This window comes from Luteitalea pratensis (assembly GCF_001618865.1).
GTDB classification, from domain to species: domain Bacteria; phylum Acidobacteriota; class Vicinamibacteria; order Vicinamibacterales; family Vicinamibacteraceae; genus Luteitalea; species Luteitalea pratensis.
Window position 1 is genome coordinate 2825680 of sequence record NZ_CP015136.1, and the last position, 13822, is coordinate 2839501.

Consider the following 13822-nt stretch of genomic DNA (forward strand, 5'->3'; position numbering starts at 1 on the left):
GCTCAGAATTCGATCGTCTCGCGATAGGCGGGCATCTCGGCACTGAGACCGAAACGGTCCTGGATGCGTTGGCGGAGCACGGTGCGCGGTCCGTCCTCGCCGTGGGTCAGGATGACCCGCGGCCGGGACGCCGCGAGCGATTTGAGCCAGTTGAGCAGATCCGCCTGACCGGCGTGACCACTCAGCCCGCCGAGCACGTGCGTCTTTGCCTGCACCTGGACGATCTGCCCTGCGATCCGTACCTCCCGGGCGCCGTCCGCCAATTCGCGTCCCACCGACCCGCGGGCCTGGTAACCGACCATCAGCAGCAGGGTCGTCGGGTCGGGCAGATGATTCTGCAGATGGTGCACGATCCGGCCTCCCGTGCACATGCCGGCGCCAGCGAGAACCATCCAGGGGCCGGGCTTGCGTGCGAGAGCACGCGAGTCGGCCGCCGTCTGACAGACCGCCGCGGTGCGGAGATTGGCCGACAGCTCGCCTGACCGCCGCATGGCCTTTGCCTCGGTGTCGAACAGCTCGGCATGCGACTTGTAAGCGTCGGTTGCGCGGATGGCCATCGGGCTGTCGAGAAAGATCGGGAAGGGCTGCAGCGTCCCGCGCTTGAAGGCGCCGGCGAGCAGGTACAGCAGGAGTTGTGGCCGGCCGACCGCGACGACGGGCACGAGCACCCGCCCACCCTGTAAGACGGCTGCCTTCACCGCGGCCCGCGCGGCCAACGCGGTGTCGGCCAGCGACGGGTGTTCCCTGTCGCCGTAGGTCGATTCCATGAACACCAGGTCGGCGTGCTCGAAGGGCACCGGATCACGATGCAGCGGCGCGCCGCGTGGGCCGATGTCACCGGAGAACACGACGACCTTCCTGCGGTCACCTTCTTCCACGGTGACCTCGAGACTCGCCGAGCCGAGGATGTGACCGGCCTCGACCGCGCGAACGCTGACGCCAGGCGCGATGCGCGTCGGATGGTTGTAGCGCAGCCGACGATAGAGCGGCTGAAGGCGCTCGACGTCCTCAGGCGTGTAGAGCGGCGCGATCGCAGGCTGACCGGCCTCCCTGCGCCGGCGGTTCTGCCGTGTCGCGTCTTCCGCCTGGATGTGGGCGGCATCCTTCAGAATCAGGTCGGCCAGTGTGATCGTGGCCGGGGTGGCGTAGATCGGCCCCCGGTAATCGAAGCGCGCAAGCAGCGGCAGGCGCCCCGTGTGATCGAGGTGCGCGTGCGTCAGGACGACGGCGTGAAGACGTGCCAGTGCGTTGGTCTGCGGAAGCCGGTTGAAGTTCTCCAGCTTCTGCCGGCCCTGGAAGAGCCCGCAGTCGATCATGACGTTCGCGTCAAGCGTCTGGAGGAGGTACGCCGACCCGGTCACCTCCCCGCCTGCGGCACCGAGCAGCGTCACCTTCATCGACGCTTCAATCCTTCAGGCACAACCTCCTTCGTCAGCACATGTCGCAACGTGTACCGCCGCGAGCCTTTTTCACGATCGCGGTGGAACAGGCCTGGCGATGCCGAGACGAACCGCGCGTACAGCGGGCTCACCTCCGTGTGCCAGGTGCCGACAATCGTCTCGTCGTCCACGACGCGCAGCTCACGTAGCAGTCGCGCCGCGCTGTTCGTAGTGAAGTGCTCGACCAGGAAGGACGGCACCACGACGTCCGGTGTGGCGACGGGTTCGCAGTGCACCTGCGTCTGGCCATCGGCCTCGGCGATCGTGACGGTGCCGACATGGACCGCGTGATTGGACGTCGCGATGGCGTCGAGCCGCCACACGCCGTGCAGGGCTTCACCGCGGGGACGCGGGCCCGCCTTGAACAGTTCCTCGTGATCGCGCAGGCCGAGCTCGCCGAACGAGTACCGGCGCATCAGCACACCCGTGAAGCCGCGTCGTCCATCCGGAAAGCGGCCGCTGTACCCGCCATAGACGATCACGCCGTCGGTCGGCGCCTTCATCACGTCGTAGAACAGGTGCTCGAACACGGGGTCGGTGTAACGCAGCAGGATGTACGTGCCCGGATCGAGATCGTTGGTCGCGCGATCGAGCGTGAACTCTTCGAGCGAGTGCTTCACCTTGATGCGGCCGTCCAGGTAGAGCGTCTCGCCGAGGTAGCGGTTGCCCTGCTTCCAGAAGCGCTTCGCATAGCCGGTGGACAGGCGCGTGAAGATGTCACGCAGCGCCAGGCCTCGGGGTAGCCACCCCTTCCAGTATTCGTCGTTGAAAATCGTGCGAGTCGGCAGGTCCACGAGGTGGCCGCCTGCGTTCATGAAGGTGTCAAGCGGGAGCGTCGAGACCGAGCGGAACGTGGCCGCGAGTTCGTCATCGGTGGCTCCCGCCAACCACCCGGAAGCAAGGTGCCCTTCAGGTGCCACCGCAGTCGACGTGCCCGGTGTCCCGCGTCGTTCCCGTGCCATGAGCTCTCCTCAGTCGCGCTCGGTGCCTGCGCGGGCATGTCGAGCTGGATGCCGACCTTCACGATGACGCGAGCCGACCGGAGCAGACACAGGTCGCCTCGCGGGTTGTATGCTGTCGCGGCATTCTAGTCTGCGACCGTGGTTCCGCGCAGGAAGCCTGAGGTCACCGCATGAGCGAGACGTTCGACGCCATCGTGGTCGGGAGTGGCTTTGGCGGCAGCGTCGCCGCCTGCCGGCTCGCGGAGCACGGCCTGAAAGTGCTGGTCCTCGAGCGGGGCCGGCGCTGGTCGCCATCCGATTATCCTCGCAAGCCGTCGGACCCGTGGTTCTACAGCGTCCGGCATCCCGAGAGGCGGCACGGCTGGCTGGACATCCGCCTGTTCAAGCGGATGATCGTGGCGCAAGCCGCCGGCGTCGGCGGCGGGTCACTGGCCTATAGCGGCGTCGCGCTCGAGGCGCACCCGTCCTGCTTCACCCACGGGTGGCCCGCCGAACTGTCGTACGCCGAGTTGAAGCCGTACTACGACATCGTCGCGCAGACGATGAACCTGCAGACCATTCCCGATGGGCAGCTCACGCAACGCCTGAAGCTCACGCAAGCCGCCGCCGAAGCGCTCGGCCATGGCGATCGGTTCTCGAAGGCACCGCTCGCGATGTCGTTCTCGCCCGACTGGCACTACGGGCTCGACGCACCATTCGACCGCCGCCACTCGCGTTCTTTCGTCAACGCGCAGGGCCAGCAGCAGGGCACGTGCATCCACCTCGGCAACTGCGACATTGGCTGCGACGTCAAGGCCAAGAACACCCTCGACGTCACCTACCTGCCACTGGCAGAGCAGCACGGCTGCATCGTCCGTCCGCTCCATGTCGTACGGCGGATGGAGCCGATCGATCGCGGATACCGGCTCGTGTTCGATCGCATCGTCGGCAAGGAACTGGTGCCAGGCACAGTGAGTGCCGATCGCGTGTTCCTGGCTGGGGGCAGCCTCGGGACCACTGAACTCCTGCTGCGCGCCCGCGACGAGCACGCGACGCTGCCGAAGCTGTCGCGAGTCCTCGGACGGCATTGGAGTCCCAACGCGAACGTCCTGTCGATGGCGACCTATGCGGATGCGGGTCAGGTCAATCAATCGGTTGGCCCGACGATCTCGTCGACCGTCGACTTCGCCGACGGCGCGCACGGCGGTCATCGCTTCGTGATCGAAGACGATGGCTTCCCGAACCTGCTGCTGAATGCGTTGCGCGCGGCCACCGACGATGACGAGGAGAACGAATCGAGGCACGTCGTGCACGACGTCTTCGAGGAGGCGTTACGCCGCGATGGCGATGCCCGCGGGCTGATGCTGTGGCTCGGCGCCGGTGTCGATGCGGGCGACGGCGAGTTGCGGCTGGACCGGCACGTGCTGCCACCGTTTCGGCGGGCGCTTGAATTGCGCTGGGCCGTGGAGCATTCGCGGCCGGTCGTGGAAGCGATCATGGCCATGCACCGCCGGATGACCGAGGTCACCGGTGGCCGTTTCCGGGTCGACCCCGGGTGGCAGAACTTCGGTCGCCTGTTGACCCTGCACCCGCTCGGCGGGTGCCGCATGGCGTCGTCTGTCGAGACCGGAGTCGTCGATCACCTCGGACAGGTGTTCGGTTATCCCGGCCTTCATGTCGTCGACGGTTCCATCGTCCCGGTGCCGATCGGTCGCAATCCGTCGCACACGATTGCGGCGCTCGCGGAGCGGATCGCGGCACAGGTGGGGTGAGGACACAGGAGCGAGAGACCTCGCGGCTCTAAGGCGTGCGGCCGGTCGTCGCCGGTACAGGCTCGCGGCAGACGAAGCTCGCGGCGTCGTTGGTGTCGCCCCGGCCTGCGTACACGGCGACCTGTGGATACGGGCAGAGCGGGCGCAGTCGGTCGACGACGCCATTCACTGCGCGCGTGGCGACGATGCGGTCGGGCGCCACGCCATGTTCCACCCACTGTTCGAGCGCGGCCTGCATGTCGAAGGCGGTCGGCCCGGTGCCGCCGCCGCAGTGCGCCATGCCGGGAGCCATGAACAGGCGATAGAACGCCGTGACATCCTCATCGCGACCGAAGTGGGTCCGCACGCTCCCGTAGTAGTCGATGCTGTTCTCGGGGGCGATCAGTTGATCGTTCCAGCCGTGGTACTGCAGCAGCTTGCCGCCGCGCTGCCGGAACGCCCCCAGGTCGGGGGCGGTGGCGTTCATGATCGGCGCGAGCCTTGTTTCCGCCTCGAGGTGGGCCTTGAAATCGTCGGGGTCGCGGAAGTCGAACGTCTTCCAGTCCCACTCCGCGTTCGCGAAGACGAGCCACTTGTAGTGTGCGATCGGGATAGGAAATGGACTCGCCGGGTCCCGGTGCGGCCAGTAGGGCTCGCTCCCGCGCGCGAGCCCGGGAAAGAGCTGGGTGCCCGTGCGCGGATCGGTAAGTCCTCTGTAGACCCGCCGCGCCGCCTCCACTTGCGCAGCCGTCAGGCAGCGGTCGGGTGACGCGTCTCCGCCGCACGCCAGCCGGGCCGGGTCGAACGTGCACTGCCGGGGATCGTCGAGTACGCCATCGGTGACGCCGTCGGTGGCATCACAGGAGGCGATAACGGCGCGATGCAGCAACCCGAGCGCCGGGGCAGGCAGGTGGCTGGCCGGGTCGCGCAGCACTGCCATGACGCCGTCGAGATCACCCGCCATGAGGCGCGTCCAGTTGTTGGCGGGTGCGCCGGCGACGATGCCGTCGTAGTCGGACGGGAATCGCTGCGCCTCCATCAGGCCCTCGTAACCGCCCGACGAACAACCGATGAAGTACGACCGCTCCGGGGAGCGCCCGTAGAACGCCTGGATCAGGGCCTTGGCGGTGCCGGCAGTCTCGTGCTGCGAGCGGTACGCGAAGTCGATCAGCTGTTCCGGTTGCTCATGGGCGAACCGCGCGGCGTTGACGCCTGGCGCCGCCTCGTGGCCCGTGTTGGTCGATGCCGTGGCGTACCCGCGCCGGAGTTGATCGCCCAGCGCCGAATACGAGATCGTGCCGGCCCAGCCACCGTTGCCCACGCCCGCGAACTTGCCGTTCCAGCGCTCGATCGGCATCCAGACTTCGAACAGGATGCGCGACTGGCTCGTCGGCATGAGCACGCCCTCGACGCGACAGAATGTCGGGAGGTTCGAGATGGCGTTGGTCGATCCTGGCGGCGTGACCGACCCCGTGGCGACCACCTGAGCGGAGGTGATCGTCGCGGTGGGAGCGGAGCGGCCGACGAGCGCGGAGCACGCTTCGGTGAGCGACTGGGCTGCCGGGTGCGACGCCTCTGCCATCGGCCAGAGCGCAAGCACCATCGCCAAGGCCGTGGCACTCATCCTGCCCGCGATTCTCATCCGCACCTCCTTCGGTGCTGCGATTGTGAGGCCTCCACGATTCCCGGTTGAATGACGGCGGTTGTCGTATAGTCCACTGACGCCACGCAACAGTTCCGGACTGGAGGGTATTGATGAAGCGAAAACTTCTAGGTACTGCCGCTCTGTACGTCTGCATTCTCGCCGCGACCGTGTTCACGGCCAGAACGTCGGCGCAGGGTGGCGACAGTCGAATTCAACGGGGGTTCGAGCTGGCGCCGGTGCCGCTCGAGATGAAGGGGCTCAACCCCGCCCTCGTCGGGTTGGGCAGCTACATCGTCAACGCACAAGGCGGCTGCAACGACTGTCACACCGACCCGTCGTACGCTGCCGGCGGCGACCCCTTCTCCGGCGCGGCGGAGGTGGTCAACGCGGAGCGTTACCTCGCGGGCGGAAGGGCCTTCCTGCCGTCTCCTTTCGTCTCGCGCAACCTCACGCCACGTGCCTCGAATGGAAGGCCCGCGGGGCTGACGCTCGAACAGTTCATCGAGGTCATGCGACACGGAACCGACTTCAAGAACGGGCCCCCCGACAACGTGCCTATCCTCCAGATCATGCCGTGGCCCGTGTACGGCAAGATGTCCGACCGTGAGTTGCAGGCCATTTACGAGTACCTCAAGGCCATTCCTTGCGTTCCCTCGGGACCAATGTCGACGCGCTGCGACGGCGCTTAAGCAGCAACTGACGTTCGCGATATTCCTGCGCTGCGCCAGCCTCGCCCGTCCTCACGGATACGATGGCTGGCGTACGCCCGTCAATCCTTCCTGTCGTCTTCGACGAAGTCCAGTAGCGCGTTCATGTAGTGCGGCGCGAAAAACGCCTCGCCGCCGTGAGCCACGCCGTGCAGGACGTGCAGCACGACCCGCTGGCCCACACGCGCGTACGCGCCCTGCAGCTCGTGTGACTGGTTGATCGGCATCTGCGGATCCTGATCCCCGTGCAACAGCAGGAGTGGCGGGTCCGATGCGTCGACGTGCGCCACCGGGCTCGCGAGTTCGGCTAGGTCCGGCACCTGGTCCGGTTGACCGCCCAGGAGCCGATCAAGCGCCGGCCGGCGCATGTTCAGCCCGAATGGCGTCGATTGCGCCAGGATGGTGCGCAGGTTCGACGCGCCGAAGTAACTGACGATGGCCTGGACGTTCGAGGACTGGTCGAGAAAGGTCCCGATCGAGCCCTCGAGTTGCCGGTGCCCATTGGTGACGCCGACGAGTGCCGCCAGGTGTCCGCCTGATGACGCCCCCGCGATGACGATCCTGTCTGCCCGATACCCGTAAGTGCCGGTCGTGGCCCGCAGGAAGCGGATGGCGGCCTTGATGTCGTGAACCTGCGCCGGGAACCTGGCTTCCGACGCCTGCCGGAAGTCGACGCTGGCCACCGCGAGGCCGCTCCGGACCAACTGGCTCGGCACGCCAGCCTTGCTGCCGGTGTTCCACGCGCCTCCATGGACCCACACCAACAATGTTCGCCCGCCTTCGCCACGGCTTGGGCCCGCAAGCGGGGCATCCCCTGCCGGAAGGTACAGGTCCAGCGCCAGCGGCTTGTCGTCCACCGTGGCATAGACGAGATCCTTGATCACCCTGGCCGGCGGACTGTCGACAGATGGCTGCGCTCGAGCGCGACCGACGGTCGTGAGCAGCGCGGCCGATACGATCGTCAACAAGACGACGAGGGGCAGTGCATGGCGTCGCTTCATGAAGGCAGGTCTCGCATCATCAGCAGCCCGATCCCGAACCGCATCGGCGTCGTGCCGAGCAGTGCGAACCCGCAGGCGCGGTAGAAGCCTTCGGCGTGAGGATTCCCCACGACGTGCAGCGACGCGGCGCCCGTGACTCGGGCGACGGCGCAGCAATGCTCGACCAGGGCCCTGCCGATGCCCTGGCGCCAGGCGGCGGGTTCGACGAAGAGTGCGTCCAGTTCCGCGTTGCCGTCATCACGCGGAAGGATGGCCGCAAAGCCCATGACCGAACCAGACAGTTCGGCGACGAACACCCCACCGGCCTCGATCTGCTGGACGGGGAGGGCGATGGCATCCGGATGGGCCAGGAGCGCCTCGCGGTCTCCTGGGTTGTCGAGGGAGGCCCGCCATTGGAGTACCTCGAGGACCCCCTGCTCCGAAACGGACGCTGGTCGGACATTGACGTGTCTCATGACGTCCTGGTCGATGGCGATGGCGCACGCTAGCATGGTCGGGCCTGGCCGGCAACGAACGACGTGACAGCACCGCGGGACGTCCTGACGCTGCCGGTGCTCCTCGCGGAGTTGACGCGCTCGCGGTACCATCGGCGCGACCTTCGAACCCATGCCACGCCCGCCGACGGGCCAAGACGGAGGGTGCACCATGACCTCACGCCGCGAGTTCATCGGGTCGAGTGCCGCGGTGGCCGCGCTCGCGGCCTCCGGCGTGCGCCTGGACGCCGCGCCATCGGGCCGCCAGCCCGGACAACGCTGGGACGAGGCGTGCCGCTGGATGAAACTGTCGCTGGCGTACTTCCACGCGGGTGGCGTCAAGGGGCGCCCGGAGCGCGTGGCGATGGCCCGCCAGATGGGAGTGCTCGGCGGCGTCGGCGGCGGCGGCCGCAACGTCGCTGAGACCAGGCGCGACTACGAGGATGCGGGCCTCGAGTGGACGGTGCTTGAAGGCGTCAACCTCACGCGCGCACAACTCGGCGTGGACGGCCGCGACGAGGACATCGCGCGCTTCATCGATCTCATTCGCGACTGCGCAGCCGTCGGCCAGCGCATCATCTGCTACAACTGGATGCCTGCCGTGAACTGGGCACGCAGCGACACCGCCCGCGTCGATCGCGGCGGGTCGCTCGTCACGGCATTCGACATCGAGAAGGCCAACACGGAGCGCACCGAGTACGGCGACAGGTTCACGCACGACGACTTGTGGAAGAACATGGAGTACTTCCTCCGGGCCGTCGTCCCGGAGGCGGAAAAGAACGACGTGCACCTGGCGCTGCACCCCGACGACCCGCCTGTGGCGCGACTGCGCGGCATCCCGCGCATAATCACCTCGATCGAGGCACTCATACGGGTCACGCAGATCTACCCGAGCAAACACAACGGCTTGACGTTCTGCCAGGGCAGCATCGCCAGCCAGGGACCCGACGTCGACATGCCCGCCGCCATCCGCTGGTTCGGCGAGCGCGGGCTGATCCACTTCGTCCACTTCAGGGACGTGCGTGGGACACCCACCAATTTCGTCGAGGCATGGCACGACGATGGGCAGAATGACATGTACTCGGCGATGAAGGCGTATCACGACGTCGGCTATCGCGGCCCGATCCGTCCGGACCACGTGCCCACGGTGGCCGGGCTCGAGGAGAACACGTTCCCGGGCTACAACAACCTCGGCGCGCTGTTCGCGGTCGGCTACATCAAGGGACTGATGGAAGCAGTGATGAAGGCGTGACATCGTTGGCAGTGCACTGGATGACAGGCCTGCTGGTGCCGGAGGCGCGAGATGACAGGTAGACGATGGCTCGCGGCCGTGTCGATGCTGGTCGTGTTCGCCGCACCGGCAACGGCACGGCAAGGACGATCGGCCGTTGCCAGCGGCGGCCATGGCGGTTTGTCCACCGGGCGGCAGGCGGTGACTCGTGGCGCCGACCGCGGTGGAGCCCGTGGCGACGATGGCGGGAGAGCCGGTGCGGCCAGTCCGTCCGTCCTGCGTGTGGAGTCACCACGGCCCACGTCGCAGCGGCCCACGCCCGTGCCGCGGCCCACGACGTCGTCGACTGCCCCTGCTACGTCGCCTCGCACCGAGCGGTTCTCCTATCCGCCTCCGACGCGGGCGCCGGGCTCCGGGGACGACACTCGACAGCGCCCTGGCGCCGTGCGTCCGGTGGACGCCACCCGGACCCCGTCACCGCCGTCTGGTAACGTCGCGCCGGCGAGATACGCCGTGCCGCGCGGGTCCACTCCCCACAACCCGCCGCGCCCCGCCGCGTACGCCCTGCGGTACGTCGCGCCTGGCTGGCGGAGCGGCTCGGGCTCACACATCATCGTCGTGCCGCGATTCGTCCATCCAGGCGTGCTGGGGACTGTGCCGTACCGGCGCTACTGCTACCGACCGAGTCTCGGCATCGGCGTCATCTACGGTGTCGCTGGCTTTTATCCGTTCGGCGAGATTGCGCCGGAGTACTACGACCCGCAGCCTGATGCCGTGCTTGGAGGCGTCCGCATCACCGATGCGCCTCGCGATGCGCAGGTTTTCGTCGATGGCGCATACGTCGGTATCGTCGATGACTTCGACGCCGTGGGAGAGCACCTGAACCTCGAGCCCGGTCGGCACCGCATCGAGATCCACACGCCGGCATCGGGCGCGACCGCGTTCGACGTGATCGTCCAGCAGGGCCGGACGATCACCTTGCGCGTCGGCGTCTACTGAGGCGCCCGACGGCCCGGGAAATCGTTCCCGTCATCTAGTCGCAGTACGTTCCCGTGCACGGCGGAGGCGGCTGCCCTTGCGCCGCCCCAATCGCCCCGATCATGTTCGGATGGATGGAGCAGTGATAGTTCGCGCCTACGGCAGGGGCCGTGACTGCCCGGCTTGTCGCGCCAGGCGCGATGTCGCCGCTGTCGAACGACCCATCGTTTGCCACGATCCGGTGCGTCGCCCCATCGCGGTTCATCCAGGCCACCGTCCCGCTCGTCGCCATCACGGCTGGGTTGGGGTTGAACGACTGCGCCCCGGCTGTGGCCGTGATGTTGACGGTCACCGTCGCCGCCGCGCCGCCGCCGCCCGAGGGCGTGGGGCTGGTCGGCGTCGAATAGCCGCCACCGCCGCACGCGCCGGTCGCGAGGGCAATGGCCAGGGCCACTCCGCCGCATGAAGCACTTCTCCGCATGATCGGGTCCTCCTTCTATCGAAGGGAGGGGCAAGAACCGAACCAACGCAACCGCGTGCGGATCCCCGGTTACCCGGCGTCTTTCGCAGTGGAGACCTCGTCCGGACTTACGCGCGCGGTAAGTGCTTTCGTCGAGAGAACGCAGGACTTCAACTGAGCCTGCTAGGATCCGCGCCTGACGCGCTCGTCCTGTCCTTGTCCGGAGGCCCCGATGACCCCGACCGCCACCCGCCTGCTGGCGGCCACCACAGCGCTGGTGCTGCTGACCTCGCTCCCGCACGGCACCCTTGCGCAGACCCGCAAGGCGCCGTCGACGCAGAAGATCGACGAGGCCTACACGGCCAAAATCAAGGAGCACCTGCAGGACCCGCGCATCACCACGGAGCTGGTGGACCATCTCCCTGCGTCGGCCACCGTCCCGACGCCCCTCGCATTCCACGGCCGCATCGTCGGCACGCCCGGCGAGTTGACGTATGCGAAGGACATCCATCGTTACCTCCAGGCGCTCGACAAGGCCTCCGAGCGCGCCACGCTGTGGACCATCGGCAAGACCGAGGAGGGCCGCGACATGGTACTGCTGGCCATCGCCGACGAGGCGACGATCGCGCACCTCGGCGCCTATCGCGACAAGCTCGCCCAGCTCACGGACCCGCGCAAGACGACCGAGGCGCAGGCCCGGGAGTTGCTCGGGACAGCCAAGCCGATCTACTGGCTGACCAGCGGCATGCACTCGCCGGAGAACGGCGGCCCCGAGATGCTGCAGGAGCTCGCCTACCGGCTGATCGTGGAGGACTCGCCGTTCGTGAAGCAGATTCGCGAGAACGTCATCACCTTCATCACGCCAGTCATCGAGGTCGACGGGCGCGAGAAGCAGGTCGACACCTACTACTTCAACAAGAAGCGGGCCGAGAACGACGCGCGCCTGCCGCTGATGTACTGGGGCAAGTACGTCGCGCACGACAACAACCGCGACGGCATGGGCCAGTTCCTCGCGCTGACACGGCACGTCACGAAGGTGCAGAACGAGTGGAAGCCGACCGTGATGCACGACCTGCACGAGGCGCAGACATACCTCTACGCCTCGACGGGCACCGGCCCGTACAACGAGGCGCTCGATCCGATCACCGTCGACGAGTGGTGGCTGCTCGCGAAGACCGAGGTCATGGAGATGACCAAGCGCGGCGTGCCCGGCGTGTGGACCTACGGGTTCTACGACGGCTGGACGCCCAACTACATGTTCTTCATCGCCCACACGCACAATGCCATCGGCCGGTTCTACGAGGTGCAGAGTTACGGGCCCGACAACTACGAAGCTCGCGCCGGCGCCACGATCACCAGCCGCGAGTGGTTCCGCCCGAACCCGCCCCTGCCGTCCATCAAGTGGGGGCCGCGCAACAACACCAACATCCAGCAGTCCGCGGCGCTGATCGCCCTCAACCACGTGGCGAAGAACCGTGAACTGTACCTCGAGAACTACTGGCTGAAGAACAAGCGCGCCGTCGAGGCAGGCAGGACCGGCAAGGTCAACGCGTGGGTCATCCCCGCGGCCCAGTACCGCAAGGGCGAGGCGGTCGACGCGGTCAACGAGCTGCGCCGGCAGGGCCTCGAGGTGCACCGCGCGACCAGCGCTTTCAGGGCCGGCACCGTGGACGTCGCCGCCGGCGACTACGTCATCCGCGGCGACCAGCCGTATCGCACGATGGCCGAGATGTACTTCGGCGTCCAGAACTTCGCCCCGGCCAACCCGCGGCCCTACGACGACACCGGCTGGACATTCCAGTACATGCGGAACGTATCGTTGAAGGCGGTCTCCGACACGACCGTGTTCGACAAGCCGATGACGCTGCTGACCATCGATGCGGTCGCTCCGGGCGGCATCGATGGCACCGGCGCCGCTGCCATCGTCGTTGCCCACACGACGGACAATAACCTGATGAAGTTCCGCTTTGCGCATACCGGCGTGAAGATGCGGGCGGCCGAGGAGGACTTCGAAGCGGCGGGGCAGAAGTTCCGCGCTGGCGCCTTCATCGTCGACGGGGCCGATCGCAAGGCGATCGAGCCGACGCTGGTGTCGCTGGGCCTGTCGGCATGGGCCGTCGCCAGCGCGCCAACGGTCAAGACGCACGACCTCGACCTGCCACGCATCGGCTACGTCCACGCCTGGCAGCGGACGCAGGACGAGGGGTGGGTGCGCGCCGCGCTGGACACCTACGGCGTTCCTTACACGTACTTCAGCGACATCGCGTTGCGCGATGGCAATCTCCGCACGAAGTACGACGTGATCATCTATCCACACGTCGGCGGCACGGCGCAGGCACAGATCAACGGCATCCCGCGGGTCGGCACCACGCCGTTGCCCTATCGCAGGACCGACGGCACGCCGAACCTCGGCGCGCTCGATCAGGCCGACGACATCCGCGGCGGCATGGGCATGGAAGGGCTGATGGAGTTGGTGAAGTTCGTGCGCGCGGGCGGCACGCTGATCACCGAAGGGTCGACGGCGTCGATTCTCCCGGAGTTCGGGATGACCAACGGGCTCGCGGTCGAGCGGCCGCCCGGCCTGTTCGCGCGCGGGTCGATCATGAAGAGCGCGTGGCAGGACCGCACGAGCCCGATCGCCTACGGCTTCGAGGACAAGACGCTGCCCGTCTACTTCAATCAGGAACCGGTGTTCAACGCGAGCGCCAGCACGGGCGCGGCGGGCGGGGGCGGAGGTGGCGCCGCGGTCCCCGGCGTCGGCCAGAACACCACGCCGATGGCGGGATCACCGAACCGCATCGCGTCGCTCGAGCCCGAGGCAAAGCCCGACGCAAAGGCCGATGCGCGTCCACAGGCCGAGGCCGCCGACGACTTCCGCCAGATGGCCCGGCGGCTGGGCGTGAACGTCGACGAGTCGCGGCCACGCACCGTGCTCGCCTTCCCGCGCAACCCGGACGACATGCTGTTGTCGGGGGGGCTCGCCGGTGGCCAGGCACTCTCGGGCCGTGCCCAGGTCCTCGACGCCACGCTGGGCGACGGCCACGTGGTGATGTTCGCCATCCGGCCGTTCTGGCGCTGGCAGACGCAGGGCACCTTCTTCCTGGGCTTCAACGCGATCCTCAACTGGAACGACCTCGACGCAGGCAAGCCGCCAACGCGCACCGACACGCAACCGTGACGTAGGCATTCATGGCAC

11 protein-coding genes are annotated in these 13822 nt (G+C 67.5%); 5 read left to right on the top strand and 6 right to left on the bottom strand.

Annotation, left to right across the window (positions count from 1 at the left end; all coding sequences use genetic code 11):
• Positions 1-2: 2 nt before the first annotated feature.
• Both LuPra_RS11605 and LuPra_RS11610 read right to left on the bottom strand, forming a co-directional pair.
• Positions 3-1397 carry an MBL fold metallo-hydrolase gene (locus LuPra_RS11605; RefSeq protein WP_110170890.1) on the bottom strand — a complete coding sequence of 465 codons (1395 nt, stop codon included), beginning with the start codon at positions 1395-1397 and terminating at the stop codon, positions 3-5.
• Entirely contained in the window at positions 1394-2401 is a 1008-nt protein-coding gene (locus LuPra_RS11610; protein ID WP_157899032.1) for a hypothetical protein, read from the bottom strand. The genes LuPra_RS11605 and LuPra_RS11610 overlap by 4 nt, the downstream gene beginning before the upstream one ends.
• Before the next feature lie 170 nt (positions 2402-2571).
• On the opposite strand from LuPra_RS11610, the gene LuPra_RS11615 reads away from it, so the two are divergent.
• A complete protein-coding gene (locus LuPra_RS11615; protein ID WP_110170892.1) occupies positions 2572-4152 on the top strand; it encodes a GMC oxidoreductase in 1581 nt (526 codons plus the stop codon).
• A gap of 28 nt (positions 4153-4180) precedes the next feature.
• On the opposite strand, the gene LuPra_RS11620 is transcribed toward LuPra_RS11615, so the two are convergent.
• Positions 4181-5755 (bottom strand): tannase/feruloyl esterase family alpha/beta hydrolase, encoded by a 1575-nt coding sequence (locus LuPra_RS11620; protein ID WP_157899033.1) that lies wholly within the window; start codon positions 5753-5755, stop codon positions 4181-4183.
• A gap of 131 nt (positions 5756-5886) precedes the next feature.
• On the opposite strand from LuPra_RS11620, the gene LuPra_RS11625 reads away from it, so the two are divergent.
• Positions 5887-6465: a cytochrome C gene (locus LuPra_RS11625; RefSeq protein WP_110170894.1), complete on the top strand. Its 579-nt coding sequence runs from the start codon at positions 5887-5889 to the stop codon at positions 6463-6465.
• A gap of 80 nt (positions 6466-6545) precedes the next feature.
• Here the strand turns inward: LuPra_RS11625 and LuPra_RS11630 are convergent, their stop codons facing one another.
• Both LuPra_RS11630 and LuPra_RS11635 read right to left on the bottom strand, forming a co-directional pair.
• Entirely contained in the window at positions 6546-7484 is a 939-nt protein-coding gene (locus tag LuPra_RS11630) for an alpha/beta hydrolase (RefSeq protein WP_110170895.1), read from the bottom strand.
• Positions 7481-7939: a GNAT family N-acetyltransferase gene (locus tag LuPra_RS11635; RefSeq protein ID WP_110174652.1), complete on the bottom strand. Its 459-nt coding sequence runs from the start codon at positions 7937-7939 to the stop codon at positions 7481-7483. The genes LuPra_RS11630 and LuPra_RS11635 overlap by 4 nt, the downstream gene beginning before the upstream one ends.
• A gap of 190 nt (positions 7940-8129) precedes the next feature.
• On the opposite strand from LuPra_RS11635, the gene LuPra_RS11640 reads away from it, so the two are divergent.
• Both LuPra_RS11640 and LuPra_RS11645 read left to right on the top strand, forming a co-directional pair.
• Entirely contained in the window at positions 8130-9209 is a 1080-nt protein-coding gene (locus tag LuPra_RS11640; RefSeq protein ID WP_110170896.1) for a mannonate dehydratase, read from the top strand.
• A gap of 51 nt (positions 9210-9260) precedes the next feature.
• Complete coding sequence (locus tag LuPra_RS11645; protein ID WP_157899034.1) at positions 9261-10187, top strand: hypothetical protein; 927 nt, start codon at positions 9261-9263, stop codon at positions 10185-10187.
• 34 nt (positions 10188-10221) lie between these two features.
• Here LuPra_RS11645 and LuPra_RS11650 read toward each other — a convergent pair whose 3' ends face one another.
• Positions 10222-10647, bottom strand: coding sequence for a cupredoxin domain-containing protein (locus LuPra_RS11650; protein ID WP_157899035.1), 426 nt, complete (start codon positions 10645-10647; stop codon positions 10222-10224).
• Positions 10648-10858: 211 nt separating this feature from the next.
• Here LuPra_RS11650 and LuPra_RS11655 point away from each other — a divergent pair, with 211 nt between their 5' ends.
• Positions 10859-13804, top strand: a complete 2946-nt coding sequence (locus LuPra_RS11655) for a M14 family zinc carboxypeptidase (RefSeq protein WP_110170899.1) — start codon at positions 10859-10861, stop codon at positions 13802-13804.
• The last annotated feature ends 18 nt before the right edge of the window (positions 13805-13822 follow it).

Bases quoted from the DNA above. Each gene is read 5' to 3' on its own strand.
- LuPra_RS11605 (WP_110170890.1), bottom strand. From the start codon at position 1,397: ATGAAGGTGACGCTGCTCGGTGCCGCAGGCGGGGAGGTGACCGGGTCG.
- LuPra_RS11610 (WP_157899032.1), bottom strand. From the start codon at position 2,401: ATGGCACGGGAACGACGCGGGACACCGGGCACGTCGACTGCGGTGGCA.
- LuPra_RS11615 (WP_110170892.1), top strand. From the start codon at position 2,572: ATGAGCGAGACGTTCGACGCCATCGTGGTCGGGAGTGGCTTTGGCGGC.
- LuPra_RS11620 (WP_157899033.1), bottom strand. From the start codon at position 5,755: ATGAGTGCCACGGCCTTGGCGATGGTGCTTGCGCTCTGGCCGATGGCA.
- LuPra_RS11625 (WP_110170894.1), top strand. From the start codon at position 5,887: ATGAAGCGAAAACTTCTAGGTACTGCCGCTCTGTACGTCTGCATTCTC.
- LuPra_RS11630 (WP_110170895.1), bottom strand. From the start codon at position 7,484: ATGAAGCGACGCCATGCACTGCCCCTCGTCGTCTTGTTGACGATCGTA.
- LuPra_RS11635 (WP_110174652.1), bottom strand. From the start codon at position 7,939: ATGAGACACGTCAATGTCCGACCAGCGTCCGTTTCGGAGCAGGGGGTC.
- LuPra_RS11640 (WP_110170896.1), top strand. From the start codon at position 8,130: ATGACCTCACGCCGCGAGTTCATCGGGTCGAGTGCCGCGGTGGCCGCG.
- LuPra_RS11645 (WP_157899034.1), top strand. From the start codon at position 9,261: ATGACAGGTAGACGATGGCTCGCGGCCGTGTCGATGCTGGTCGTGTTC.
- LuPra_RS11650 (WP_157899035.1), bottom strand. From the start codon at position 10,647: ATGCGGAGAAGTGCTTCATGCGGCGGAGTGGCCCTGGCCATTGCCCTC.
- LuPra_RS11655 (WP_110170899.1), top strand. From the start codon at position 10,859: ATGACCCCGACCGCCACCCGCCTGCTGGCGGCCACCACAGCGCTGGTG.